Source organism: Streptomyces sp. NPDC060049 (assembly GCF_042736715.1).
Lineage (GTDB): Bacteria > Actinomycetota > Actinomycetes > Streptomycetales > Streptomycetaceae > Streptomyces.
Map to the genome: position 1 here is coordinate 215653 of NZ_JBHWVV010000001.1, position 25492 is coordinate 241144.

At 71.4% G+C, this 25492-nt stretch carries 26 protein-coding genes and 1 tRNA gene; 11 read left to right on the plus strand and 16 right to left on the minus strand.

What is annotated here, in order from left to right; genetic code table 11:
• The first annotated feature begins 8 nt into the window (after nt 1-8).
• The gene (locus ACFWBY_RS00890; protein ID WP_385342871.1) at nt 9-1043 is read left to right on the plus strand and encodes a chaplin; all 1035 of its coding nucleotides are present in this window, start codon (nt 9-11) and stop codon (nt 1041-1043) included.
• 166 nt (nt 1044-1209) lie between these two features.
• Nucleotides 1210-1551 (plus strand): hypothetical protein, encoded by a 342-nt coding sequence (locus ACFWBY_RS00895; RefSeq protein WP_385342869.1) that lies wholly within the window; start codon nt 1210-1212, stop codon nt 1549-1551.
• 85 nt (nt 1552-1636) lie between these two features.
• Here the strand turns inward: ACFWBY_RS00895 and ACFWBY_RS00900 are convergent, their stop codons facing one another.
• Together ACFWBY_RS00900 and ACFWBY_RS00905 are read right to left on the minus strand one after the other, a co-directional pair.
• Entirely contained in the window at nt 1637-1876 is a 240-nt protein-coding gene (locus tag ACFWBY_RS00900) for a chaplin (protein WP_385342867.1), read from the minus strand.
• Nucleotides 1877-2023: 147 nt separating this feature from the next.
• Entirely contained in the window at nt 2024-2542 is a 519-nt protein-coding gene (locus ACFWBY_RS00905; protein ID WP_385342866.1) for a hypothetical protein, read from the minus strand.
• Nucleotides 2543-2821: 279 nt separating this feature from the next.
• On the opposite strand from ACFWBY_RS00905, the gene ACFWBY_RS00910 reads away from it, so the two are divergent.
• The gene (locus ACFWBY_RS00910; RefSeq protein WP_385342864.1) at nt 2822-3232 is read left to right on the plus strand and encodes a rodlin; all 411 of its coding nucleotides are present in this window, start codon (nt 2822-2824) and stop codon (nt 3230-3232) included.
• Between the two features lie 105 nt (nt 3233-3337).
• Here ACFWBY_RS00910 and ACFWBY_RS00915 read toward each other — a convergent pair whose 3' ends face one another.
• Nucleotides 3338-3979 (minus strand): vitamin K epoxide reductase family protein, encoded by a 642-nt coding sequence (locus tag ACFWBY_RS00915; RefSeq protein ID WP_385342862.1) that lies wholly within the window; start codon nt 3977-3979, stop codon nt 3338-3340.
• Nucleotides 3980-4172: 193 nt separating this feature from the next.
• On the opposite strand from ACFWBY_RS00915, the gene ACFWBY_RS00920 reads away from it, so the two are divergent.
• The gene (locus tag ACFWBY_RS00920) at nt 4173-4943 is read left to right on the plus strand and encodes a DUF6227 family protein (protein ID WP_385342861.1); all 771 of its coding nucleotides are present in this window, start codon (nt 4173-4175) and stop codon (nt 4941-4943) included.
• A 42-nt stretch (nt 4944-4985) separates the two neighbouring features.
• On the opposite strand, the gene pfkB is transcribed toward ACFWBY_RS00920, so the two are convergent.
• Both pfkB and ACFWBY_RS00930 read right to left on the minus strand, forming a co-directional pair.
• Complete coding sequence (pfkB, locus tag ACFWBY_RS00925) at nt 4986-5948, minus strand: 1-phosphofructokinase (RefSeq protein ID WP_385342860.1); 963 nt, start codon at nt 5946-5948, stop codon at nt 4986-4988.
• A gap of 115 nt (nt 5949-6063) precedes the next feature.
• A complete protein-coding gene (locus ACFWBY_RS00930) occupies nt 6064-7671 on the minus strand; it encodes an MFS transporter (RefSeq protein WP_385342858.1) in 1608 nt (535 codons plus the stop codon).
• A 63-nt stretch (nt 7672-7734) separates the two neighbouring features.
• On the opposite strand from ACFWBY_RS00930, the gene ACFWBY_RS00935 reads away from it, so the two are divergent.
• The gene (locus tag ACFWBY_RS00935; protein ID WP_385342856.1) at nt 7735-8706 is read left to right on the plus strand and encodes a helix-turn-helix transcriptional regulator; all 972 of its coding nucleotides are present in this window, start codon (nt 7735-7737) and stop codon (nt 8704-8706) included.
• Nucleotides 8707-8789: 83 nt separating this feature from the next.
• Here the strand turns inward: ACFWBY_RS00935 and ACFWBY_RS00940 are convergent, their stop codons facing one another.
• From ACFWBY_RS00940 to ACFWBY_RS00955, 4 genes are all read right to left on the minus strand, one after another.
• Nucleotides 8790-9767 carry an RNA polymerase sigma factor RpoD/SigA gene (locus ACFWBY_RS00940; RefSeq protein ID WP_385342854.1) on the minus strand — a complete coding sequence of 326 codons (978 nt, stop codon included), beginning with the start codon at nt 9765-9767 and terminating at the stop codon, nt 8790-8792.
• A gap of 292 nt (nt 9768-10059) precedes the next feature.
• Nucleotides 10060-10845 (minus strand): dioxygenase, encoded by a 786-nt coding sequence (locus ACFWBY_RS00945; protein WP_385342853.1) that lies wholly within the window; start codon nt 10843-10845, stop codon nt 10060-10062.
• 117 nt (nt 10846-10962) lie between these two features.
• Nucleotides 10963-12501, minus strand: a complete 1539-nt coding sequence (locus tag ACFWBY_RS00950) for an MFS transporter (protein WP_385342851.1) — start codon at nt 12499-12501, stop codon at nt 10963-10965.
• A gap of 101 nt (nt 12502-12602) precedes the next feature.
• The gene (locus tag ACFWBY_RS00955; protein WP_385342849.1) at nt 12603-13337 is read right to left on the minus strand and encodes a TetR/AcrR family transcriptional regulator; all 735 of its coding nucleotides are present in this window, start codon (nt 13335-13337) and stop codon (nt 12603-12605) included.
• A 259-nt stretch (nt 13338-13596) separates the two neighbouring features.
• On the opposite strand from ACFWBY_RS00955, the gene ACFWBY_RS00960 reads away from it, so the two are divergent.
• The gene (locus tag ACFWBY_RS00960) at nt 13597-14877 is read left to right on the plus strand and encodes a M6 family metalloprotease domain-containing protein (RefSeq protein WP_385342848.1); all 1281 of its coding nucleotides are present in this window, start codon (nt 13597-13599) and stop codon (nt 14875-14877) included.
• A gap of 337 nt (nt 14878-15214) precedes the next feature.
• Nucleotides 15215-15694: a RidA family protein gene (locus tag ACFWBY_RS00965; RefSeq protein WP_385342846.1), complete on the plus strand. Its 480-nt coding sequence runs from the start codon at nt 15215-15217 to the stop codon at nt 15692-15694.
• 63 nt (nt 15695-15757) lie between these two features.
• On the opposite strand, the gene pucD is transcribed toward ACFWBY_RS00965, so the two are convergent.
• From pucD to ACFWBY_RS00980, 3 genes are read right to left on the minus strand one after another with little or no spacing between them, the layout of a single operon-like run.
• A complete protein-coding gene (pucD, locus tag ACFWBY_RS00970; protein ID WP_385342844.1) occupies nt 15758-18145 on the minus strand; it encodes a xanthine dehydrogenase subunit D in 2388 nt (795 codons plus the stop codon).
• 2 nt (nt 18146-18147) lie between these two features.
• Complete coding sequence (locus ACFWBY_RS00975; protein WP_385409609.1) at nt 18148-18798, minus strand: (2Fe-2S)-binding protein; 651 nt, start codon at nt 18796-18798, stop codon at nt 18148-18150.
• 2 nt (nt 18799-18800) lie between these two features.
• Nucleotides 18801-19697, minus strand: a complete 897-nt coding sequence (locus ACFWBY_RS00980; protein WP_385409610.1) for an FAD binding domain-containing protein — start codon at nt 19695-19697, stop codon at nt 18801-18803.
• A gap of 367 nt (nt 19698-20064) precedes the next feature.
• Here ACFWBY_RS00980 and ACFWBY_RS00985 point away from each other — a divergent pair, with 367 nt between their 5' ends.
• From ACFWBY_RS00985 to ACFWBY_RS00995, 3 genes are all read left to right on the plus strand, one after another.
• Nucleotides 20065-20805, plus strand: coding sequence for a tyrosine-protein phosphatase (locus tag ACFWBY_RS00985; protein ID WP_385341085.1), 741 nt, complete (start codon nt 20065-20067; stop codon nt 20803-20805).
• Between the two features lie 328 nt (nt 20806-21133).
• Nucleotides 21134-21206 (plus strand) — tRNA-Arg (locus ACFWBY_RS00990).
• Between the two features lie 552 nt (nt 21207-21758).
• A complete protein-coding gene (locus ACFWBY_RS00995) occupies nt 21759-21998 on the plus strand; it encodes a helix-turn-helix domain-containing protein (RefSeq protein WP_385341083.1) in 240 nt (79 codons plus the stop codon).
• 184 nt (nt 21999-22182) lie between these two features.
• On the opposite strand, the gene ACFWBY_RS01000 is transcribed toward ACFWBY_RS00995, so the two are convergent.
• The 3 genes from ACFWBY_RS01000 to ACFWBY_RS01010 all read right to left on the minus strand — a co-directional run bounded on the left by ACFWBY_RS01000 (nt 22183) and on the right by ACFWBY_RS01010 (nt 23404).
• Nucleotides 22183-22500 (minus strand): hypothetical protein, encoded by a 318-nt coding sequence (locus tag ACFWBY_RS01000; protein WP_385341081.1) that lies wholly within the window; start codon nt 22498-22500, stop codon nt 22183-22185.
• Complete coding sequence (locus tag ACFWBY_RS01005; protein WP_385341079.1) at nt 22497-22823, minus strand: hypothetical protein; 327 nt, start codon at nt 22821-22823, stop codon at nt 22497-22499. The genes ACFWBY_RS01000 and ACFWBY_RS01005 overlap by 4 nt, the downstream gene beginning before the upstream one ends.
• Nucleotides 22824-23239: 416 nt before the next feature.
• Entirely contained in the window at nt 23240-23404 is a 165-nt protein-coding gene (locus ACFWBY_RS01010) for a hypothetical protein (RefSeq protein ID WP_385341077.1), read from the minus strand.
• A gap of 193 nt (nt 23405-23597) precedes the next feature.
• On the opposite strand from ACFWBY_RS01010, the gene ACFWBY_RS01015 reads away from it, so the two are divergent.
• Nucleotides 23598-24827 carry a transcriptional regulator gene (locus ACFWBY_RS01015; RefSeq protein WP_385341075.1) on the plus strand — a complete coding sequence of 410 codons (1230 nt, stop codon included), beginning with the start codon at nt 23598-23600 and terminating at the stop codon, nt 24825-24827.
• Here ACFWBY_RS01015 and ACFWBY_RS01020 read toward each other — a convergent pair.
• Nucleotides 24808-25473, minus strand: coding sequence for an HAD family hydrolase (locus tag ACFWBY_RS01020; protein WP_385341073.1), 666 nt, complete (start codon nt 25471-25473; stop codon nt 24808-24810). The genes ACFWBY_RS01015 and ACFWBY_RS01020 overlap by 20 nt on opposite strands.
• Between the last annotated feature and the right edge of the window lie 19 nt (nt 25474-25492).

A 25492-nucleotide genomic window follows, 5' to 3' on the forward strand; every position in this document is an offset into this window, starting at 1 on the left:
AAGGACCCATGCGACAGGTACTGAGCCGACAGGTACTGGGCAAGGGGGTGCTCACCGCTGCTGCGGCGTCGAGCCTGCTGTCGATCGCGGCCGGCGCGGCCTACGCGCACTCCGGAGCCATGGCCGAGGCCTCGCATTCACCGGGCGTGCTGGCCGGCAACAGCGTCTCGGTACCGATCACCTTCACGCCGAACGCCTGCGGCAACACCGTGGACGCCGGAGCGGGCCTCAACCCCGCGATGGGCAACAACTGCGCCACTACGACCGGCTCCCACGCCGACACCGGCTACGAGCGCTACCTCAGCCCCGAGCACGCCGAGGCTTTCGAGCACTACCTCGACGAGCGCGAGCAGCGGCACGAGGACCGGCACGAGCACCGCGGCGACGAGCGCGAGCAGCGGCACGAAAACCGGCACGAGCACCGCGGCGATGGCGGTCACGGGAGCTCACCCCACCAGGGCGGTTACGGGGCGTCCGGCACCTCCGGCGGCTCCGCCGAGGAGGAGTGCGACGACCACCCGGCTCCGCAGCACGAGCCGAAGCCGCACGCCGAGCACCCTCCGGCCCCGGTTCCGCACCACGCGCCCCCGGCGCCGGAGCCGCGGCCCGGGCCCCCGCCCGTAGAGGAGGTGCCCGCGCCAAAGCCCCTCCCGGCTCCGGTCCAGGAAGCCCCTCAGCCGCTCCCGGCCCCCGCACCGGAGGAGGCGCCGCACACGCTGCCCGCCCCGGCGCCCGTGGTGGAGGACGCCCCCGCCCCCATGCCGCCGCGCGGCAGCCAGTTCGTGGAGCACCCCGCGGCGCCGGCCGACCAGCCCCCGTCGGCACCGGCCGGTGACCTTCCGGTCCACCTGCCCCCGGCTCCGCTCCCCGCCCCCGTCCCGGCACCGCCCGCGCCCGCCCCCGTGGAGGCACCGGTTCCCGCGCAGGCGACCGCGCCGCAGCTCGCGGCGACCGGCGCCGGATCGTCCGCCGCCGCGGCGGCTCTCGCGTCTGCCCTGATCCTGGGCGGCGCCATTCTGTACCGCAGGTCCCGTATCGCCTGACGGCAATACCGGTAATCGGAAGAAATATCGGCCGGAGAATCCCTTGTCGGATTCTCCGGCCGTTGCCGTGTTCGGTTCCGCGTTTCCGTAGCGGCGGGGAATCGTTAGCCATGGCGAAAGCGGCGCGACGGTCGCCGCTGGCCACCTCTTGTAAAAGGACTTGATAATGAAGCTCTCGAAGGTCGCCGCTGTCGTCGTCGGCTCCGTCGCCGCCCTCGGCGCCGCCTCTCCCGCATTCGCCGCCGAGGCCCCGGCCGTCCCCATGAGCCTGACGAGCGGGCTCACCGAGACCCTGGGCGCCGTGAACCCCGTCTCGGAGGCGCTCCCGCAGACGGTGGGCAACGGACTGGCCGAGCAGGGCGAGAGCGTCCAGAAGGTCGTGACCACCGTCCGGAAGGTCAACGAGGTACGCAACGACGCGCCGGGCGAGGTGATGAAGCTGGCGAACGGGGCCACCCAGGCGTCCCCGCTGCTCGGCGGAGTGAAGCTCAACGGTGGCGCCAACTGACGGGTCGCACCCGCACTACCGCTGACACGACTGTGGGCGCCACCGGCATGGCCGGGGCGCCCACAGTCGGTTGCCGCGTCCGACGTCAGTCGTTGACGCAGGCGTTGCCGAACGCCGGGTTCAGGGCGCCGATCACGTTGACGGAGTTGCCGCAGACGTTGATCGGGACGTGGACCGGGACCTGGGCCAGGTTGCCCGAGAGGACACCCGGGGAACCCACGGCCGCGCCCTCGGCCGACGAGTCGGCGACGGCGGAGCCGGCGGCGCCGGCCGCAGCGAGACCAGCGGTGGCCAGGACCAGGGCGGCCTTCTTGGCAGTGTTCATGGGAAGTGCACCTTCTCTTCGACGATCTGCCTCGATTCCGAGGCTCACATCGAGCGAAACGGTCCACCCGCCCAGACGACACGGTTCCGCACGCGATCAGACCTGTTCAGCCCAACGGTCGCAAGCCTGTGCGGTTTCCGGGTCGGCCTACGGAAGGAAGTCCGGGATCGTGGGGACCGTTCCCGCGGGCGGCACGAGCGGCAGGGCCGGCACCGCCGGTACGCCCGGCACGGCCGGCACCGCCGCCGCCGGCGGGGCCGCGGGAACGGAGACCGGGAGCCCGGGGATCCCGACCGGGAGCTCGGGGATCGCGGGGACGTCCGGAATGCCCGGGAGCGGCAGCTCGGGGATCTCCGGGATCGAGGGGAGGGACGGGAGGGACGGGAGGACGGGGAGCTTGATCTCGGGGATGGCGACTCCCGGCAACAGGGTGCCCAGGTTCCTGGTCAGGTCCGCCAGGATCTTGGAGACCGACGCGAAGATGTCCTCGATGGGCCCCGCCGCCGCGACCCTCTCGTTGATCTGCTCCTGGGCGGCCTCCACGCGGGACGCGGCGCCGCCGGTACCCTCGGCGGCGCCCGCGGGGGCGGCCGCGCCGGTGAGTATGACGACCGCCAGGGCCGACGGGACGAGGACGCGGATGCGTGAGGCCTTGGTGCGGTGCATGAGTCTTCCTTCTGGTGGTCGCACGAAAGCGGACCCGAACGATCCGCTTCCTTACTCACCGTGCGAACGCGTTCGACGGAGCGCAACAGGACCTTGGAGCACCGCACCCCGCTCAGGGCTGCGTACGGGCTTCGCGCACGCGTCCGGGGGCGGCTCACCCCACCCGGGGAAAATGCGCCCGCCCGCAGGCCGTTTGAGTGAAGCAGCGGAACCAACCGCCGCGCGGGCAGTTGATCAGGGCGCTCCACTAGCGGGCACTCGTGCGACAAAAGGATCAAAATGCTCAAGAAGATCATGACTGCTGCCGCGGTCACCGCCGCCGCCGTCGGCGCGGGCGCTGCTGTCGCGGCCCCGGCCATGGCCATCGGCAACGACAACGGGGTCAACACCGTCAACGGGAACGGTGCCCAGCAGATCTACGGCAACCAGAAGACGACCGGCGACTTGAGCCCGCAGCTCAGCGTCGTCCAGGGCACCCTGAACAAGCCCTGCATCGGCCTGCCGGCCAAGGTCAACGCCCAGTCGCTGATCGCCCTGCTCAACATCGGTGTCCAGGACATCAACGTCCTGTCGAACCCGCAGAACCAGCAGTGCACCGAGAACTCCACCCAGGCCAAGGGCGACGAGCCGCTCTCGCACATCCTGGACAACATCCCGGTCCTGTCGGGCAACGCCTCCGTCGGCAGCTGACCTCCCGCTCCCCCGTACGGTCCGGGCACCTGACGCCTGTGGAGCGATGAACGAGGGCCCCGGCAGCTTCCAGCTGCCGGGGCCCTCGCATGCCCTCCGCGGCCCTCAGCCCGTCCAGAATTCCCACCAGCGGGTCAGGATCAGCATCCCGATCACCCCGGTGTGCAGGACGGGCGGGGCCCAGCCGAACTCCGCGAAGAAGCCCCGCACGGGAGCGGGCGCGGGGAGGATCCCCGTCCGGACGGTGTACGCGGTGACCGCCCAGAACATCACGAGAGTGGCCGCCCAGGTCAGGCAGCACCACAGGCAGAGCGCGTTGATCTCGTAGAGCGACTGGACCATGAGCCAGGAGCAGAATCCGACGCCGAAGACCATGCCGGCGTTCAGGCTGAGCCAGAACCAGGCGCGGTGGCGGGCACCGGCCAGCAGGGCCGCGCCGACGCACACGACCGCCCCGTAGGCGACCAGTCCCAGCATCGGGTTCGGGAAGCCGAAGACCGCCGCCTGTTCGCTCTGCATGACGCTGCCGCAGGACACGACGGGGTTGAGGCTGCAAGCGGGCTTGAAGTCCGGATCTTCCAGCAGCAGGAACTTGTCGAGCGTGATGACCCAGGCGGCCAGCACCCCCGCGGCCCCGGTGAGCACCAGCAGCCAGCCGAGCGCGCGGGGGGCGGCGGGCGGCCTTGCTTCGTCGTGGTTGCGCGGATGCCCTTGCTGGCGGGGCACGCCCACGGTATTCGTTGCCATACGGCTCATCGTCCCGCCCCGACGGCCCATACCCGGTCCAACCATGCGCATGTGCAAGGAGGTTGACCTGAAGGGGTGGCGGGAACCGCCGATGGTTCCCGGACGTTTTACCGAACCCCGGACGTGATGTCAGACCCAGGGGCTACGTTGAGCTTCCGCGAAGTAACAAGCTGCGACGGCCTGGAGACCCACCTTGAGCGATCCGTACGAGACAACCGAGGCGCACCTCGAGCGACTCCTGGGCCGCGCCCTCAACTCCTTCGACCTGCCGGACCGTTTGGTGGAGCGCCTGGGCACGGCCCTCGCCCACAGTTCCTCCCTCTACACCACCCGCCGCGATCCGGCGGCGGGAATCCGGCGGGAGACCCACCGGCACACGTACCTGCTGGCCGACGGCGGTTCGGTGGCCCTGTGGGAGCTGGCGCACCGCGGGAAGGACGACCGCGCGATACGGTACGAGGTCTTCGCGAGCCGGGCGGAGATCTGCCTCGCGCTGGCCCGACTGTCCGGTGGGACGCCCTCGGACGTCGCGCGGGACCTCACGGAAGCGGCGGCCGAGGAGGAGCCGGCGAGCGACATCGCGGCGCTGAGCGCCCTGTTCGCGAATCCGACCCCGGCCCAACGGCACCGCGAGTACACGGTGGAGGAGTCCGCCGACCACGCCCGGCGGTTACTGCGCCGCGCGGAGAACCAGGACCGCCCGGGCGAGGGCGTGGCGCTGCTGCTGCGCTCGGCGTACGCGCACCGGATCACGCAGGCGTTCGGCACCCGGCAGTGCCTCACCGACGGGCGGGACGCCGGATTCAGCCTGTACGAGCACGCGTTCGTCCTGCTGGACGGGAGCGAGTGCAGCCTGTGGGAGGTCGAGCACACGGCCACGCCGGACGGGCGCCACATGTGCGAGGTGTACGAAACGGAGACGGCCGCGCGCGGAGCCATGGAGGTCCGCGCGCAGGTGAGGTGAGCGGGTCCGCTCAGGCGGCGGCGGTGACCGGGCCGGGGGTGCTCATCTCGCTCGCCGCCCGTGGCTCGTCTCGGACAGCGGGAGGTCCAGGGGCAGGTCCCGGGTGACGTGGACCGCGCCGGGCCGCAGGTCCGAAGGGGTCGGCATGGCGCTGCCGGGGAGCCGCACCGCGGCCGCGCCGTGCGCCAGGGCCGAGGCGAGGGCCGCGGGCCCCGTACCGCCCGCGATCAGGAAGCCGGCGAGGGCGGCGTCGCCCGCGCCGACGTTGCTGCGGACCGTGGAGACGGGGGCGGTGCCGTAGTAGGTGCCCTCCTCGGAGGCCAGCAGTTGGCCGTCGGCGCCGAGGGAGGCCAGGACCGCGCGGGCGCCCAGTGCGCGCAGTTCCTCCGCCGCCTCGACCACGTCGCCGAGGGTGGCCAGCTGCCGGCCCACCGCCGCCGCGAGCTCGGGGGCGTTCGGCTTGATGACGTCCGGACCGGCCGGGAGCGCCGCGAGCAGCGCAGGGCCGGAGGTGTCCAGGGCGATGCGGGCGCCCGCCGCGTGGGCGCCCGCGACGATCCCGGCGTACCACTCGGGCCGCAGGCCGCGCGGGAGGCTGCCGCAGCAGGCGATCCAGGCGGCGCCGCCCGAACAGGTGCGGACCGTCTCCAGGAGGAGCGCCGATTCGCCGTCGGTCAGTTCGGGGCCCTCCGCGTTGACTTTGGTGAGGGTGCCGTCCGGCTCCACGAGGGAGATGTTTGAGCGGGTCCGGCCGGCGATGGACACCACCGTGACGTCCACGCCCTGCGCGCCGAGGAGTTCGGCGATCAGCGTGCCCGGTGCGCCGCCGAGCGGCAGGACCGCCGTCGTACGGACGCCCGCGGCGGCGACCGCGCGGGAGACGTTCACGCCCTTGCCCCCGGGGTCGACCCGGTCGCCGGTGGCGCGCAGTACCTCGCCGCGCTCCAGCGAGGGAACGTCGTAGGTCCGGTCGAGGGAGGGGTTGGGGGTGACGGTGAGGATCATACGAGCACGACTTCCCTGGATGTCTCTCACCGTACGCCGGTTCAAGGCGCAAACGCGCCAAACGGGCATGTCCGCCAACAGAAGCGGACATGCCCGTGAGGGAGCGGAACCTGCGCTAGCCGGCGGGAACCTTCTCCGGGGCAGGCTCGCCGGCGTACTCCGAGCCGCCCTCGCGCTGGTCGATCGGGACCGCCCTGCGAGGCAGCATGAACATCACGGCGAAGATCACGATCAGGACGGCCACGACCCACCACAGCGCGTGGTGGAAGGCGTCGACGTACGGCGCGCCGTAGACGAGGTCGTCGTCGATCAGCCCGAAGAAGACCACGGAGGTCAGGCCCAGGCCGAGCGCGTTGCCCATTTGGCCGGTGGTGTTGATCAGGCCGGACGCCGAGCCGGCGTGCTCGCGCGGCACCTCGGACAGCACCGTGTCCGTCAGCGGCGCGATGATCAGGCCCATGCCCGCGCCCATGACGATCAGCGGGGCGGCCATCTGCCAGGAGGTGATCCCCATGCCGTAGCGGTCCGACTCCCAGATGTAGAGGAGCAGGCCCGAGGCCATGACCAGGGCGCCGCCCTGGAGCACCTTGCGGCCGAAGCGCGGTACGAGCTTCTGAACGGACATGCCCGCGGCGGCCGAGACGGCGAGCGAGAACGGGATGCCGGTGGAGCCGGCCTTCAGGGCGCTCCAGCCGAGGCCCATCTGCATGTAGAGCGTCCACACCAGGAAGAAGATGCCGGTCGCGATGCCGAAGGTCAGCTGGACGGCGATGCCGCCCGCGAAGCTCTTGACCTTGAAGAGGGAGAGCTCGACCAGCGGGGAGCCGTCCTTGCGGATCTTGTACTTCTCGTAGCCGATGAACAGGCCGAAGACCACGGGCGAGGCGATCATGCAGACGGAGCCCCACAGCGGCCAGTCGTTCTCGCGCCCGTGGGTGAGCGGGAAGATCAGCATGACCAGGGCGAGGGTGGCCAGCACGACGCCGACCAGGTCCAGGCGCAGCGCCCGGGGGGCCTTGGACTCGGAGATGAACTTGCGGCCCATGAGTACGCCGGCGATGCCGACGGGCAGGTTGATCAGGAAGATCGGGCGCCATTCGAGGCCGAGGATGTTCCACTCGGTGAGCAGCGCGCCCAGCATCGGACCGGAGACGGCGCCGAGGCCGACGACGGCGCCGAACATGCCGAACACCTTGCCGCGCTCGTGCGGCGGGAAGGTGACGTGGATGATCGCGAGCACCTGCGGGACCATCATGGCCGCCATGGCGCCCTGGAGGATGCGGGCGGCGACGAGCACGTCGGGGGTGGGCGCGATGCCGCAGAGCAGCGAGGCGGCGGTGAAGCCGGAGATGCCGATGAGGAAGAGGCGCTTGCGGCCGTAGATGTCACCGAGACGGCCGCCGGTGATCAGGCCGGCGGCGAAGGCGAGGGCGTAGCCGGCGGTGATCCACTGGATGGCGCTGGTGGAGGCGCCGAGGTCCTCGCGCATCCGGGGTATCGCGATGTTGACGATCGTGACGTCGACCAGGTCCATGAAGGCCGCGGTCATCACGATGGCGAGCGCCAGCCAGCGGCGGCGGTCCGCGGAGGCACCGGAAGTGCCGGTGGGGGCGGCCGGGCCGGCCGGCGTGGTCGAGCTGGTCTCTGCGGGGGTCTCGGTCCGCTCTTCTTGTACGGGCCCGTTCTTTCCTTCGGGCGATGACTGGGTCGTCTCGGTGCTCATGAGGAGAAACCTAGACGGCATCTAGGTCAGTTGGTGTCCTATTTGGATGGCAATCTTTAAACCATGAACGACACCCCCGGCCGGCTGCTCACGCTGCTCTCCTTGCTCCAGACCCCGCGCGAATGGCCGGGGAGCGAGCTCGCGGAGCGGCTGCGGGTGAGCGCCCGCACGATCCGGCGCGACATCGACCGGTTGCGGGAGCTGGGGTACCCGGTGGAGGCCACGCTGGGCGCGGACGGGGGCTACCGGCTGGTGGCGGGCGCGGCCATGCCTCCGCTCCTGCTGGACGACGAGGAGGCCGTCGCGATCGCCGTGGGGCTGCGGGCGGGTGCCGGGCACGCGATCGAGGGCGTCGAGGAGGCCTCCGTACGGGCCCTCGCCAAGCTGGAGCAGGTCCTCCCCGGGCGGCTGCGGCGCCGGGTGAGCGCACTGCAGTCGGCGACGGTCGCGGTGACCCGGGGGGACGGGGGGAGCGTGGACCCGCGGACGCTGACGGTGATCGCGTCGGCGGTGGCGGGCCCGGAACGGCTGCGGTTCTCGTACCGGGCGCGGGACGGGGTGGCGTCGCGGCGGCTGGTGGAGCCGTACCGGCTGGTCAGCACGGGGAGCCGGTGGTACCTCGTGGCCTACGACATGGAACGCGAGGACTGGCGGACCTTCAGGCTGGACCGGGTGAGCGGGCCGAGTGCGACGGGGGCGCGGTTCGCGAAGCGGGACATGCCGATGGAGGCGGTGGAATTCGTACGGCGGGGGCTGCGGGGCGGGGAGACGTATCCCGTGGATGTCACCTTCGCCGGGCCCTGCGGGGAGTTGCCGGGGTGGTTGCGCGAGTACGCGGAACCCTCGGCGCAGTCGGGGCCCAAAGGCGCACCCGGAGCCGGGGTCCGGGTGCGGTTCGAGTCCTCGGACGCGCCGGAGTGGCTGGTGGCGCGGCTGGCGCTCACGGGGGCGGCCTTCACCGTGAACGGGCCGGACTTCCTGGCGGACGCCGCCCGGGCGCTGGCCTGCCGGCTGGCGGAGGCGGCGGGCCCGTAGCGGGTGGGCAAAGGGGGGAGCCCCCGGCGCCTGGGGGGGATAGGCGCCGAGGGCTCGTATGGGGGGCTGCGTCGTGGGGCCGGTCAGGCCACCGCGTCGAAGCCGGTGTCGCGCGCCATCCGCTTCAGTTCCAGCAGGGCGTGCTTCTCGATCTGGCGGATCCGCTCACGGGTCAGACCGTGCTGCTTGCCCACCTCTGTCAGCGTACGCTCCCGACCGTCATCGATGCCGTAACGCATCTTGATGATCGAGGCCGTGCGCTGGTCCAGCTTGCCCAGCAGGTCCTCCAGCTCCTCGCTGCGCAGCAGGGAGAGGACCGACTGCTCGGGAGAGATCGCCGAGGTGTCTTCCAGCAGGTCGCCGAACTGGGTGTCGCCGTCCTCGTCGACCCCCATGTTCAGGCTGACCGGGTCGCGCGCCCAGTCCAGGACGTCGCCGACGCGCTTCTCCGTCGTCTCCAGTTCGGCCGCGATCTCCGCGTGCTCCGGGTCTCGGCCGTTCTCCCGGTTGAACTCGCGCTGGACCCGGCGGATCCGGCCGAGCTCCTCCACCAGGTGGACGGGGAGGCGGATGGTGCGGGACTGGTCGGCGATCGAACGGGTGATGGCCTGGCGGATCCACCACGTGGCGTACGTGGAGAACTTGAAGCCCTTGGCGTAGTCGAACTTCTCGACCGCGCGCACCAGGCCGGCATTGCCCTCCTGGATGAGGTCGAGGAGCGGCAGACCGCTGCGCGGGTAGCGGCGGGCGACGGCGACGACCAGGCGGAGGTTGGAGCGGATGAAGACTTCCTTGGCGCGCTCACCTTCGGCGGCCAGGGCCTCCAGCTCCTCCTGGGCGGGCGTCTTGCCCTTGCGCTCCACCGAACCGTCGAGGATCTGCCGGGCATACACGCCCGCCTCGATGATCTGCGAGAGCTCCACTTCCTTGGCCGCGTCGAGCAGTGGGGTCCGGGCGATCTCGTCCAGGTACATGCCGACCAAATCGCGGTCTGCGATCTCCCCGCCCACAGCGCGGGCGCTGCTCGTGGACTGACGACGGGCGACGGCGCGGGTTGCCATGCGTGCTCCCTAGCGATGAGTTCGGTCGCGGTGCTGCGGCTGCCTGGACACTCTCCCGAGTGCCCGCTTCCAAAGGAAACAACGACTGGAATCGGGACAGAATTCCCACGTTGCTCTCTCTTTTTCGAGATCTTGCAGTATCCTGCGCCGCCGTTCCCGGACCGGTCGTTCCGCTCCGGAAGGGCGCCGTTCACGGCCGCTCTCCCACCCGGAAGACGGCCGTCACCGGCTTCAGGTTGCCCGCGCCGGCGACCGAATCGCCGGAAAACGCCCGTCCGGGGCTTCGCCCCGGCTAGCCGAACTGCAGGGAGCGCTTGGAGAGGCCCATCCAGAAGCCCGAGACCGGCGTGGACGCGGCGGAGAGCTCGGATTCCGCGGCTCCGAGGGTGACGAACAGCGGGGCGAAGTGCTCCGTGCGCGGATGGGCCAGGCGGCCGGCCGGGGACTTGGCCTCGAAGTCCAGCAGGGAGTCGACGTCGCCGGCGGCCAGCGCCTCGTCGCCCCAGGCGTCGAACTCCGCCGACCAGCCGGGTACGCCCGGGCCGGTGTGCCGCAGGGCGGCCAGGTTGTGGGTGAAGAATCCGCTGCCCACGATCAGGACGCCTTCGTCGCGCAGCGGGGCGAGCTTGCGGCCGATCTCCATGAGGCGGCGCGGGTCCAGGGTCGGCATGGATATCTGGAGCACCGGGACGTCCGCCCGCGGGAACATCTCCACGAGCGGGACGTAGGCGCCGTGGTCCAGCCCCCGGTCGGGGATGTCCTGGACCGGGGTGCCCGGGGCCTTCAGCAACTTTCGTACCGCGGCGGCCAGCTCGGGGGCGCCCGGAGCCTCGTACCGGACCTGGTAGTAGTGCTCGGGGAATCCCCAGAAGTCGTAGACGAGCGGGACGGATCGCGTGGCGCCCAGGGCGAGCGGGGCCTCCTCCCAGTGGGCGGAGACCATCAGGATCGCCCGGGGGCGGGGCAGGTCCGCGGACCAGGCGGCCAGTTCGCCCGGCCAGAGCGGGTCGTCGGCCAGGGGCGGGGCTCCGTGGCTCAGGTACAGCGCCGGCATCCGCGTCGGGTCGGAGGTCGTCATCGGGACTCCAGGGTGATCGGGCGGGCCGCTGGGAAAAGACTAACCCCGCGTCGTTCAAATTTGAACGACGCGGGGTCATCAGTCATTCCCGCACCCCGGAGCCGGGGCCCGGCCGAGTCAGTGCGCTATCACCGGGATCTTCACGTCGGCGTCCGCGTCCGCGCCTTCGGCCACCGGGCCGCCCGCGCCCGGACGGCCCGTGTTGATCAGGGTCAGGGCGATGAGCGAGCTGACGACCAGGATGCCGACCGCCCACCAGATCGCGGAGGAGTAGCCCTCCACCATCGCCTTGGCCTGCACGAGCTGCGCCGCCGGGCCGCCCGCCGCGGCCTCGGCCGCGTGGTCGGCCAGGTACGCGGTCGTCGCCGATGCGGCGATCGTGTTCAGCAGGGCGGTGCCGATCGCGCCGCCCACCTGCTGCGAGGTGTTGACCATCGCGGAGGCCACACCGGCGTCGGCCGGGTTCACCCCGTACGTCGCCAGGGACATGGCGGGCATGAAGGCCGTACCCATGCCGAGGCCCAGCAGCAGCTGCGCCGGCAGGATCAGCGCCGGGTAGGAGGAGTCGACCTCCAGCTGGGTCAGCAGCAGCATGCCGCTCGCCGCGACCATGAAGCCGGGGCCCATCAGCAGGCGCGGCGGGACCCGCGTCATCAGGCGGGCGCCGATCTGGGTCGAGCCGGCGATCATGCCGACGATCATCGGGAGGAAGGCGAAGCCGGTCTTGACGGGCGAGAAGCCCTTCACGACCTGGAGGTAGTAGGTGAGGAAGAGGAACAGGCCGAACATCGAGATGACGGCGAGACCCAGCGAGAGGTAGACACCGCCGCGGTTGCGCTCCAGCAGGACGCGCAGCGGCAGCAGCGGGGAGGCGGTGCGGGACTCGACGAGGACGAACGAGGCGAGCAGCACCACGGACGCGACGAACATGCCCACGGTCAGGCCGTCCGACCAGCCCGCGGACTCGGCGCGGGTGAAGCCGTAGACCAGGGCGACCAGGCCGGTCGTGGACAGGAGCACGCCGGGGATGTCGAGCGGCGCGCGGTTACGGCCGCCGGCCGGCTCGCGGATGATCAGCCAGGCGCCGACGGCGGCGACGATCGCGAACGGGATGTTGACGAAGAAGGTCCAGCGCCAGTTGAGGTACTCGGTGAGGAATCCGCCGAGGATCAGGCCGACGGCGCCACCGCCACCGGCGATCGCACCGTAGATGCCGAAGGCCTTGGCGCGCTCCTTGGCGTCGGTGAACATGACGGCCAGCAGCGAGAGCGCGGCGGGCGCGAGCAGTGCTCCGAAGGCGCCCTGGAGGGCGCGGGCGCCGAGCATCATGGCTTCGCCCTGGGCGGCGCCGCCCAGCGCGGAGGCCAGGGCGAAACCGGCGAGGCCGACGATGAAGGCGTTCTTGCGGCCCCACTTGTCGGCGATGCGGCCGCCGAAGAGGAGCAGTCCGCCGAAGGCCAGCGCGTACGCGGTGATGACCCACTGGCGGTTGCCGTCCGAGATGCCGAGGTCGGTCTGGGCGGACGGCAGGGCGATGTTCACGATGGTGGCATCGAGGACGACCATCAGCTGCGCCAGGGCTATGAAGACGAGTGCCTTCCAGCGACTGGGGTCGGCGGTGGCAGCCAGCGGCGGATTCGCGGCTGTTTTTGACATGGGGATACCCACTTCGCGGTGCGTGGTGACTGAAAAATGACTGAATGAGACAGAAGAGGCTTATCGGCGATTCGTGACGCCAACGGGCGCGACCCGGGGCGTCACATTGTTTTCCGCCTCAGCTCCTCCAACGTGGTCGGCGTGCCCGGCAGTTCGGAGCGGGCCGGAGCCCTCAAGCCGTCGAGGAAGAGCTGGAGGTGGCGGTGGACGAAGAGGTCCGTGTCGAAGCAGGCGCTGCCCGGAAGGGGGCGGCTCAGCTGGGACAGGGCGATCAGCAGGTCGCCGACCCCGATGTCCGCGCGCAGCAGCCCGCAGGCCTGGCCGACGCCCAGCAGGGTCTCGACGGCCTCCTCCAAGGCGGTCCGGGCGGCGAGCAGTTCGGGGTGGTCGCGGTCGAAGTCGCCGGAGAGCATGGGGCACAGCGCGCCGATCCGCTCGTCCGCCGCGCCGTGCGTGAAGCGGCACAGGGCGGCGAAGGCGTCCGGCTCCTGGGACAGCCCGTCCTCGGCGAGCGCCGTCACCCGGTCCATCACGAAGAGCACGACGTGGTGGACGAGCGCGGGCCGGTCGGGGAAGTGCCGGTAGAGCGTGGCGTTGCCGACGCCCGCCCGGCGGGCGATCTCGTCGAGGGGGGCGGCGGGGCCGAACTCCACGAGGACGTCCCGCGCCGCCGTCAGGATGCGCTCCCGGTTGCGGACGGCGTCGGCCCGCGGGCGCGGGCGACGCACGGCGTCGGCGCGCGGCTGCGGAACCACGGCCGGCGCCGCGAGGTCGAGGGCGGCCTCCGCGCCGAGGGCGGGCGGGGCCGCCACGGCCGTGGCGGTGGGGCGCTTCATTCCGGGGCCTCCCTGGCGCGGTGACACGTACGTCCGCTCGAAACGGGGAGCGGGCCCCCGGTTCTGCGAGGACTCTCCTTCAAACGGGGAGAGCGTCCCCGGTTATTTCACCCTCCCGTGTGAGCCGGGTCACACGACCGCGGCCCCTGGGTCCCGTTTGGCCTCTCCCGGCGCGCGGGGACGTCCGGGCCGTCGGAGGGTGATCGCACAGAGCGCAGTCCGGGCCCGGCCGGCTGCCGCGGACCCGAAGGCGGTCTCCATGCCACAGACGCGCCGGCGGATACGCACGTCACGCCGCACCAGCGCCTACATCGGCATCACCGCGCTGGCCCTCGGCGTCACCGCGACCGCGAGCGCCGAGATATCCGACCGCGGCAGTTCGGCGGCCGGCCCCGTGGCCGCGACCACCGCCGAGGCACTGCTCGCACCCTGCCGGATCTCCGGGGCGATGGGCGTGCAGATGTCGGAGGGACTGCCGACCGCGCCCGGGTACTCGCGCTCGACCGGCGAGGTCCGGGCACTGAACCTGATGATCGACTTCCCCGACGCCAAGGGCGAGGGCTCGGCGACCGACCGGCTGTCGGAATTCTTCCCGCAGACCTCCGACTGGTTCCGCACCAGCTCCTACGGACGGCTCACCTACCGGGCCGAGTCGCCCATACGCACCTGGGTGCGGATGCCGATGCCCTTCGCGGCCTACGGGATCGAGCGGGGCTCGCCCTACGAGCCCGGCTACCGCCAGCTCGTGGAGCACATCGTCAAAGCCGTCGACGCCGAGGTCGATTTCTCCCGGTACGACCTGATCAACGTCCTGGTCACGCCGAACGCCGGACCCTCCGCCCTCGACACCGTCCTGTCCGTCACCTTCTCCGGCAACAACGAGGCCCCGACGGCCGACGGCGTCCCGCTCGCCAACACGTCCTTCATCTACAGCCGGCAGGACGACGGCTCCGGCTCCTACCGGGACACCGGCTACCGCGTGCTCCCCCACGAGAACGGGCACGTCTTCGGCCTGCCCGACCTCTACACCGCCGACGGCGGCGGCACGGTCGGGCACTGGGACATCATGAGCGAGGACTGGGGCGCCAACAACGACCTCCTGGGCTGGCACAAGTGGAAGCTGGGCTGGCTCGACGGCTCCCAGATCAGTTGCGCCGGAAAGTCCGGGACCAGCGACCACGTCCTGACCCCGCTCGCCGTCCGGGGCGGCACCAAGCTCGCCTTCATCCCGGTGTCGGAGAGCGCCGGATACGCCGTGGAAGTACGCACCCGGGCCGGGAACGACGAGGCCGTCTGCAAGCCCGGGGTCCTCATCTACAAGGTGGACTCCGAGGTGGACACCGGTCGCGGGCCCGTCACCGTCTCCGACAGCTCCAACGCGAGCGGCGGCTGCACCCGGCGGCCCAACGTGCACGCGGAGCTCTCGGACGCGCCGTTCAAACCGGGCGAGACCTTCACCGACGAGAGGGTGGGCATCAGCGTGTCGGTCGTGGGCGAGCTGCGCAACGGCAGCTACCAGATACGGATCATCCGGCCGTGACCGGGCGACGACCGCTCCGGCGACCGCTCCGGCCGACCGGATCGGCGCGAGAGTACGGATCGGCCGGCCGGCCCGGACCGGCCGGAGGATACGGACCGGCCGGCGGCCCCGGACCGGGCAGGCCCTCGTGCCCCGCCGGACGGCACCCGGGCCCGACCGGAGCCGCGTCGGGCCGGGTCGCCCCGCCCGCCGGTTCGCGTCCTTCGGCCCCCTGCCGGACCGGATCCGGGCGGCGGTGGTGGAGGTGACCAGCCGTGTCACACCGTACGCAGACCCCTTGCACCCGATCCGCAACCCGATCCGCCGACCGGAGCCCCGCTCCGTGGAGGGACCCGCCATGCCCAGCACCCCTGAAGAGCGCCTCGCCGCCGCCGGCCTGAAGATGCCGCCGACCCCCTCGCCCGTCGCCGTGTACGTACCCGCCGTCCAGAGCGGCCACTACGTCTACACCTCCGGCCAGCTCCCCATGGTCGACGGCGCCCTCCAGCTGACGGGCAAAGTCGGCGCGGAGGTCACCCCGGAGCAGGCCAAGGACCTGGCACGGCAGTGCGCGCTCAATGCGCTGGCCGCCGTCGCCTCCGTCGCCGGGGACCTGTCCGCCGTCAAGCGCGTGGTCAAGGTGGTCGGGTTCGTCGCCAGCGACCCGCACTTCACCGGCCAGCCGGGCGTGGTCAACGGCGCCAGCGAGCTGCTGGGCACCGCCTTCGGCGACGCGGGCATCCATGCCCGCAGCGCGGTCGGCGTGTCCGTGCTGCCGCTGGACGCCCCCGTCGAGGTCGAGCTCACCGTGGAGCTGCACGCTCCGATGGGCGTCTGAGCCGCCCCACTTCAGACCGTGCCGGCCCGCGGTGCCCGGCCGTCCGCGCCGCCTCCGCGGCGGTCAGCACCCCGTGATGTGTTCGGGCCGGACCGGGACCCGGCGCAGGGCCAGGCCGGTGGCGGCTCGGATCGCCGACACGATCGCCGGGGTCGGGGACAGCGTCGGAGCCTCGCCGACGCCGCGCAGCCCGTACGGGGCGTGCGTGTCGGCCAGTTCCAGTACGTCGACCGGGATGCTCGGGGTGTCCAGGATGGTCGGGATCAGGTAGTCCGTGAAGGAGGGGTTCCGCACCTTCGCGGTCACCGGGTCGACGATGATCTCCTCCATCACCGCCAGTCCGAGGCCCTGGGTGGTGCCGCCCTGGATCTGTCCGATGACGGAGAGCGGGTTCAGCGCCTTGCCGACGTCCTGGGCCACCGCCAGCTCGATCACCTTGACCAGGCCCAGCTCGGTGTCGACCTCGACCACCGCCCGGTGCGCGGCGAAGGAGTACTGGACGTGCCCGTCGCCCTGGCCGGTCTCCCGGTCGAAGGGGCGGGTGGGGCGGTGGCGCCACGGGAGTTCGACGTCGATCGCGTCTTCGCCCGCCAGCAGCTCGGCCAGGTCCGTGAGGACCTCTCCGCCGTCGGTGACGACCTTGCCGCCTTCCAGGAGGAGTTCCGCGGTGGCCCAGGCCGGGTGGTAGGAGCCGAATTTGCGGCGGCCGATCGCCAGGGCCTCTTCCCGGACCGCCTCGCAGGCGTTCTTCACCGCGCCGCCGGTCACGTACGTCTGGCGGGAGGCGGAGGTGGAACCGGCGTTGCCGACCCGGGTGTCCGCCGGCCGGATGGTCACCTGGGTGACACCCAGCTCCGTACGGGCGATCTGCGCGTGCACGGTGACACCGCCCTGGCCGACCTCGGCCATGGCCGTGTGCACGGTGGCGACGGCCTCGCCGTTCACGGCCTCCAGCCGGACCCGGGCGGTGGAGTAGTCGTCGTAGCCCTCGGAGAAACCGACGTTCTTGATGCCGACCGCGTAGCCGACGCCCCGGACGACGCCCTCGCCGTGGGTGGTGTTGGACAGGCCGCCGGGCAGGTGGCGTACGTCCGCGGCCTCGCCGGCGGTCTCCCACTGGAGCTCCGGCGGTAGCGGCATGGCTTTGACCCGGCGCAGCAGCTCGGCCACCGGGGCCGGTGAGTCGACCAGTTGGCCGGTGGGCATCCGGGTGCCCTGCTCCATGGCGTTGAGCTGTCGGAACTCCACGGGGTCCATGCCGATTTCGGCCGCGACCCGGTCCATCTGGGACTCGTAGGCGAAGCAGGCCTGGACGGCGCCGAAGCCGCGCATAGCCCCGCACGGCGGGTTGTTCGTGTAGAGGCCGACCGCCTCGATCTCGACGTTCTCCACGTCGTACGGACCGAGGCCGAGGGAGGCCGCGTTGCCGACGACGGCCGGTGTGGAGGAGGCGTAGGCGCCGCCGTCCAGCACGATGCGGGCCGTGACGTGGGTGAGCTTCCCGTCGAGGGTCGCACCGTGCTCGTAGGTCAGCTTGGCGGGGTGACGGTGGACGTGCCCGAAGAACGACTCGTACCGGTTGTAGACGATCTTCACCGGCCTTCCGGTGCGCTGGGCGAGCAGGCAGGCGTGTGCCTGCATCGACAGGTCCTCGCGACCGCCGAAGGCCCCGCCGACGCCGGAGAGCGTGAGCCGCACCTTCTCCTCGGGCAGCCCCAGGACGGGGGCGATCTGCTTCTGGTCCACGTGCAGCCACTGGGTGGAGACGTAGAGGTCCATGCCGCCGTCCTCGGCGGGCACGGCGAGGCCCGACTCGGGGCCGAGGAAGGCCTGGTCCTGCATGCCGACCTCGTACTCCTCGCGCACGACGACGTCGGCGCGCTCGCGGGCCGCGGCCACGTCGCCGCGGACGACCGGCTGGCGGTGGACGATGTTGGGGTGCGGGGTGTGGGGCGCGTGGTGGTCGTCGCGGTCCGGGTGCAGGAGCGGCGCGCCGGGGGCGGTGGCGCTCGCCTCGTCCGTGACGGGAGCCAGGACCTCGTAGCCGACGACGATCTTGGCGGCGGCGCGCCGGGCGGTCTCCGGGTGGTCGGCGGCGACGAGGGCGACCGGCTCGCCGTGGAACCGGACGCGGCCGTCGCACAGGACGGGCTGGTCGACGCATTCCAGGCCGTACTTCCTGGCAGCGGGGAGGTCCTCGTACGTCATGACCGCGTACACGCCGGGGACTTCGAGCGCCTCGGAGACGTCGATGCGGGTGATGAGCGCGTGGGCGTGCGGGGCGCGCAGCGCCTGGCCCCAGAGCATGTCCTCGTGCCAGAGGTCGGAGGCGTACGCGAACTCGCCGGTGACCTTGAGGGTGCCGTCGGGGCGGAGCGTGGACTCGCCGATGCCGCCGCTCGTCTGCGAGCGCTGCGTCAGGCCGGTGGGGACGCGGGATGCGCCGGTCATGGCTAGCGGGCCCCTTCCTGGCGGGCGGCCGCGAGACGGACCGCGTCGAGGATCTTCTCGTAGCCCGTGCAGCGGCAGAGGTTGCCGGACAGGGCCTCACGGATGTCCTGGTCGGACGGGGAGGGGTTCTCCTCCAGCAGCGCGTCGGCCTGGACCAGCAGACCCGGGGTGCAGAAACCGCACTGGACCGCGCCGGCGTCGATGAACGCCTGCTGGATCGTGGAGAGTTCGGTTCCCTCACCGGTCTGCGAGTCGCCGGCCCGTGAGCGGAGCTCACCGTCGGGCCCGTGCGCCTGCCACTGCTTGGCCGCGTCCAAGGAGACGCCGCCCTTGCCGGCGCAGGCGGGGCCGGTGCCGGTGCCGCAGGGGCCGCCGTGTCCGTGCTGCCCGCGCTGCTCGCGCTGCTTGGCGAATTCCGCCAGGCCCTCGACGGTCACGACGTCGCGACCCTCGACCTGACCGGCCGCGACCAGACACGAACAGACCGGCACGCCGTCCAGGCGGACGGTGCAAGAACCGCACTCACCCTGCTCACAGGCGTTCTTCGAACCCGGCAGACCCAAGCGCTCGCGCAGGACGTAGAGGAGGGACTCGCCCTCCCAGACATCGTCGGCTTCCTGCTGACGGCCGTTGACAGTGAAATTGACGCGCATGATTACGCAGCCCCTTCGAGCGAGCGGCCGTTGTTCGAACCGCGGTACTGCTCCCACGTCCAGACCAGCTGGCGGCGAGCCATGATGCCGACCGCGTGACGGCGGTACTTCGCCGTGCCGCGGACGTCGTCGATCGGATTGGCCGCACCGGAGGCGAGGTCACCGAACTGCTTGGCGATCGACGGGGTGACGACCTTGCCGGACTCCCAGAAACCGCCCTCTTCGAGGGCGGCGTTCAAGAACTCCTCGGCCGCCTTCGCGCGGATGGGCGTGGGGGCGGCCGAACCGATGCCGGTACGGACCGTGCGGGTCCCGGGGTGCAGGGCGAGGCCGAAAGCGCAGACGGCGATGACCATCGCGTTGCGGGTGCCGACCTTGGAGTACTGCTGGGGGCCGTCCGCCTTCTGGATGTGGACGGCCCGGATCAGCTCGTCCGGGGCGAGCGCGTTGCGCTTGACGCCCGTGTAGAAGGCGTCGATCGGGATCAGCCGGGAGCCCCGTACGGACTCGGCTTCCACCTGCGCGCCGGCCGCGAGGAGGGCGGGGTGGGAGTCACCGGCGGGTGAGGCGCAGCCGAGGTTGCCGCCGACGCTGCCCCGGTTGCGGATCTGCGGAGAGGCGACGGTGTGCGAGGCGAGCGCGAGCCCGGGCAGCTCGGTACGGAGGTTCTCCATGATCTGCGTATAGGGGACGGAGGCACCCAGCCGGACCACGTCCTCCCCCACCTCCCACTCCCGCAGCGGTGCGATCCGGTTGAGGTCGAGGAGGTACTCGGGCCGTCGGTGGTCGAAGTTGATCTCGACCATCACGTCGGTGCCGCCCGCGATCGGAACAGCCGCGGGGTACTCGGCCTTGGCGGCGAGCGCCTCCTCCCAGCTGGCGGGGCGAAGGAAGTCCATGTGGGAGCTCTCATTCGTCGTGCGGTGGGGGCAAGTAGAGCCCTCGGGCGGGGTGTTCGACCTTCACCGATCCCATGAACCGTGGTGATCGGACTCAAACCGATTTCCGTGGAATGACCCCAACGTAAAGTCCTGACCTGTGGTTCTGTGGGAAGCCGAACAGCTCGGACGGGTGGCGGCGCACGACGGGGCGGGGGCATGGGGCCGGGTGAGCTGCTGCTGCCGCCGGAGGCGGGCTTCCCGGACTGCCGGGGCTAGGGGCCCTGCGGGAAGATCACCACCGCGCCGGACGTTCGCATCTGGAGAACTCAGGAGCTGCAACGCTCCAGAGCTGCAAAACTCCATCACTTCGTCAGCAGGGGGAGCCATGACCACGACCACCACCCGCCACATCGAGTTCGACCGGCTGCACAACTTCCGTGACCTCGGCGGCTACCGCACGGCCGACGGCGCCACCGTCGCGTGGGGCGCCCTCTACCGCGCGGACTCGCTCGGCAAGCTGAGCGGCGCCGACTGGGACCGCTTCCTGGAGCTCGGCGTCCGCACGGTCATCGACCTGCGCTACCCGTGGGAGATCGAGGCCAAGGGCCGGATCCCCGAGCCCGAGCGGTTCACGTACGCCAACCTCAGCATCGAGCACCGGCCTTACGACCAAGCCGAGATCGACCCGGACCTCGACCCGTGGCGCTTCCTCGCGGACCGCTTCGCGGAGGTCGCCGAGGACGGCGTCGAGGAGATCCGCCAGGCCATCGAACTGCTCGCCGAAGGCCCCGGCCCGGCCGTCTTCCACTGCACTTCGGGCAAGGACCGCACCGGCCTGATCGCCGCGCTCGTCCTGACCCTCCTCGGCGTCGACGAGGAGCAGATCCTCGCGGACTTCGCCCTGACCGAGCTGGCCACGGCCCGCCTGACGGCCGACTGGCACACCGCCAACCCGGGCCGCACCATGCGCTGGCCGTCCTACGGCCGCGCCCCCGCCGAAGTCCTCCGCCTGACCCTCGCGGACCTCACGACCCGCCACGGCTCGGTCGACGCCTACCTCACGGACGCCGTAGGCATCACCCCCTCCACGAAGTCCCGCCTCCGCACCCGGTTCCTGACCAACTGACCCCCTGCCGGGGCCACCCCGCGCCTCTCCCGGGACCGGTCCCCCGAAGGCCTCGCCACCCGGGGAGCCCCCGCCCGTCCCGTCCGCTGAACGAGGGGCCGTCCCCCTCGGCACCTGGAGGGGCGGGGCCTCGGCGTCTGCGCACACTGCAAGGCCTGGACAGCACCCGCCCGACAAGGCGGCAACGGACGGGCGAGAAGTGAGCCGCGGAGCTCCGCCCTGATCCGCTACGCTGTCCCTGGGCTGCCCTCGGGGGGCAGTCCGGGCGCAGTTCAAGACCGGCTGGAGACTCACCCAGAGTGTTCGGCCATGCTCCACGCAAGTCCCCGCCTTCGTAGCTCAGGGGATAGAGCACCGCTCTCCTAAAGCGGGTGTCGCAGGTTCGAATCCTGCCGAGGGCACTGACTAGATAGCAGGTCAGGGCACCACCAAGGCCTCCCGTTCATTCGAACGGGAGGCCTTGCTCATGATCGAAGTCCGCAAAGAGTCCACATCCCCATGGATCTTGACCATCCCGTCACCCATTTAGGGGCATCCGACAGGCGCATCATCGGGTTATGGTGCTGCTTGAGCGGGGCCGGTGCGACTCCCCACGCGCGCCAGATGTACGCCGCTCGAGTCCTGTGTGCTGCGGCGGGGAGGCCCGGCACATGGGCGGAGGGCCCCCGGCGCTTATGTCGCTGGGGGCCCTCTCGTGCATACGGTAAACCGCCCGACCCCACGATGGGGGTCGGGCGGCCGCCCCGATCTACATCGGGGCCAGGACGGACGGAGCCGGCGGATGTACGAACGCCGGCCGGGCCGTCCTGCTCACCCCTGATCGCGCGAGGCGCGGGGGGCGAGCTTGGGGGAGCTGAGTGGCTGGGTTTCGCGGCTTCCCTACATAGAGCAAGATCGCACAATGTAGGTTTCGCCCTACAGCTATTCGATCATGATGCGCCGAGCGTGGACAGGTGCCCCGCTCAGTACCCCCGCCCGATCACGTCCGTGTCCGTCGGCAGCGCATCGGCGACCAGATCCGGGCAGCTCGGCTGGAGCGGAACCTCACCCAAGAGGCCGTGGCGCTCCGCGCCGACATGGACCGTGCGACGTACGTCCGCATCGAGCAGGGCCAGGCCTCGCCGCTCCTCGACACGCTCATTCAGATCGCCGACGCGATCGGCGTCCCCCTCGCGCACCTGGTCCGCGAGTAGGGCTGCTAAGCGGAACGTAAGACCTCACGTGGCATGGGCAACACCGTAGGTGAGACCAAGCCGCATGGACCTAGCCGATCTGTATGACATCGAGCCTTGAGAGCACCTCGAGTGCAGCTTGACTCACGGGGTAGCCCCGGCCGGCCGGGGGTGCCAGCCGGGGCCGTTCTCGGGACAGCCGCCCCTACACCGGCGGGCGGCCGGGGGTCGGGGTGGGCGGCGGCGACGGCAACGGCGGACCGGGGTCCGGCGGGAGTTGCGGGCCGCCGGGGGTGCCGTGCTTACCCATGTCCATCTTCAGTTTCCTTCCGGTGAGCCCGTAGATACCGAGCGGGGGGAACAGTGCGACGCGGGCCGGATAGCCGGCCTCGGCGCAGGGGATGCACAGCAGGTCGCGACCGTGGGTGTGCCGGGCCGGACGGGCGGTCTCGACAGGCTTGAGCCAGCAGGCTTCGCAGGTGGTGACGTCGGTCGGAGTCACCTCGAACTCGGTGGTGATCACTGCCACAGCTCCCGGTCGACGGTGAAACCCGCGGCCTCAATGGCGGCCACCGTGCGGGCCTGCCAGCCAGGGGCAGGCAGCTCGGCCCCGGCGACGGCCGGGTAGTGGTGGAGGAAGTGCCCGAGGCGCACCCCGAGGCCTTGGTAGATCTCGGTGTTCTCGATGAGCGCGTGCCACCCCGCGTCGACGATGGGGGACGGTACGAGGCCGTCCGCGCCCTGTGCTGCCGTGGCGACGAACTTGAGGGCTTCGACGATGACGCGCTCGGCCTCCACCCAGCCCATGTTCGGCTGGCGCTGCGCGAGCGTGGCGGTAGCGGTCATGAGGTCATCGGCAGGCAGAAGGTCGCGGGCGTCGCGGGACCCGCGCGGCAGGGTCAGCACGCCGCCAGCGGCTGCGGGCGTCGGGGTGCCGCCCTTGCCGGCACTGCACGGTGGAGGGGGTGTCGGGGTCGGACTGGACATGCTTCTCCCTTGGTCGTGGTGCAGGAAGGTGCGGATCAGCGAGCGGTGCCGACGACGATGAAAGCGAAGGTGCCGAGGACGATCAGCACGGACAGGGCCTGCCGTGCGTGCTCGGTCACTGGCTGCTCGACCGGAGCGGCGTGCACTCCAGATCGCCCGGCCAGTGCGCGAACTGAGGGTCCTCGGTGGAGGGGGCCGACGGCACCGCCATCGGCGTGCCCTTGACCGGCTTGCCGCACCGGCAGCAGACCCGGCCGCGCCACTCGGGGCAGGGCTCAGCCATCAGACGTGCCCTCACCCAGCAACGCGGCGAACCGCTCGAAGCCGGCCTCGGCCCGGTCGAGGAGGTCGGCGCTGGGCAGGTAGACCATGGCGGTGTCCGGCTGCGGACGGTCCGGGGTGTCAAGGCTCAGCTGGTGGCGCGCGATCGGGCTGGTCACGGCGGGCTCCCTACCGTCGTCAGCGGGTGGTGAGAGACACCATGGACCCATAGAAGTCCCATTGCGAGGACTTCTGAGCGGCCTTTCAACGCCCTAAAATAGGGCTTTGACGACGCCGTTGAGGTGAACCGTGGCAGTCAAGAGGACGCCCTGAGACAGTAGGTCAGGACACCTACCCACTACGGGAGTTGGAATGACCCGACCCACCCCCACCGGCAACGCGCGGTTCAGGGCGGCCCGCCAGGCCGCCGGCTACCGGACACAGCAGGAACTTGTGGACGCTCTCGCAGCACGCGGGATCCACATCGGCCTGCGCCAGGCCCGCCGCTACGAAGCCGAGACCCCGCCCCTCCCTCACCCCGACGTTCGCCAGGCCCTCGTCGACCTCCTCGGCCGCTCCCTCGACGAACTCGGTTTCAACGTCCCGCCTGGCACCGGACCACAGTCGACGGCAAGCCTCATCGCGCCCGCGAACCGCGGCCCTCTCCGCACCACCAGCGGCCCGCAGCCAGCCACCGCCGGGGCCGACTTCCTTGCCGTCACCCGCGCGCACCGCCGGCTCTACTGGACTGTGACCCCGGCGATACTGCACCCCGCCGTCGCGGCGCATGCCACCCTCGGTGGCCAACTCCTCGACGCAACCACCGGCCGCACGCGGCGGACTCTTGCCGCCGCCCTTGCGGAGAGCTGGCTTCTGGCTGGACGGATCGAGTTCTTCGACCTCCGCGAACCTGCCCGCGCCAGCGACACCTGGGTCCGCGCCTTGCAGGCGGCCGGGGAAGCGGACGATGCACTCCTCGGCGCGGCGATCCTGGCTCACATGGCCTTCATCCCGGGGTGGGCCGGGAAGCGGCCCGACGCGACGGAGCGCATGGTCGCGGCTCGGACCTACGCCCGACGCGGGAACGCGACCGGCCCGTTCGTGGCGTGGCTCGACGCCGTCGAGGCAGAGTGCGCGACCCGCTGCGGCGACACCCGTGCCGCCCTCAACCTGATCGCGCACGGGGAGACGGTCGTCGAGGACACCGGCGACCAGCCCACCCCTGAGTGGATGGACTGGTTCTCCGCGGTCCGCCTCGCCGCCTTCAAGGGGAACACCCAGCTCACCGCCGGCCACCTGCCGCAGGCCCGCGAAACCCTGCTCCAAGTGCTGGACGCGCTCCCCGAAGACGCCGATAAGCAGAGGACTGTCATCCTCGGCGACCTCGGCGCAGCGGAGGCCGCCGCGGGACGCCCGGAGGATGCGGCCCGGTACGCGCTCCAGGCCCTGGAGCTGCTGGAAATCCACTGGTACGCGACCGGGCTGGAGCGGGTCCGCGAGGTGCGGCGCGCGCTCGGCCCTTGGGAGCACGAGCAGTACGTCCGCGACCTCGATGATCGGCTCTACGGGTGGGGGGCCGTGGTCAGCGCGCTTGCTTGTTGAACTCGGCGATCCGGGGGGACAGCTCGGCAAGGCTCTCGAGGCGGAACGTCGGGAGCTCGCGGGCCTCGGGAGTCCCCCACTGGATCGTGGCCCACGGGCCCCGGCGGATGAGCGCGGTGTGCATGCCCGCGGCGGCTCCGGGGCGAAGGTCATTGTCGACACGGTCGCCGACGTAGAGGATCTCGGCCGATGCGAAGGGGACGGCCTTGGCCACGCGGACGAAGAACTCGGGGTCGGGCTTGCTGGCGCCCCAGTCGTCCGAGGTCCCGATCAGGTCGACGTCGTCCGCGAAGAGACCGCGGAGCAGGCCACCGGCCCGGACGGTCTGGTTCCCTGCGATCCCGAGCCACAGGCCATCGGCGCGCAGCTGCGCGAGCGCGGGGCGTACGTCCGGGTACAGGTCAGACTCGTCGAAGTGCTCCGGCTGGCCGGCGTCCGCTCGGGCCTCACGCTGCTCGGTGAGGTCAAAGCCGGGGCGGAACTCCTGGAAGACCTCACGGTAGTCGCGGCCCTGAGCCACGACCGCGCCGAACATGGCGGCGAAGGTATGGCGGGGTACGCCCAGCCAATCAGCCCAGGTGCCGTACTCCCGGGTCTCGTCTACGAGGCACTCGCCGACGTCGAACACCACTGCGCGAATCGTCATGCGCGCAGCCTAACCATGG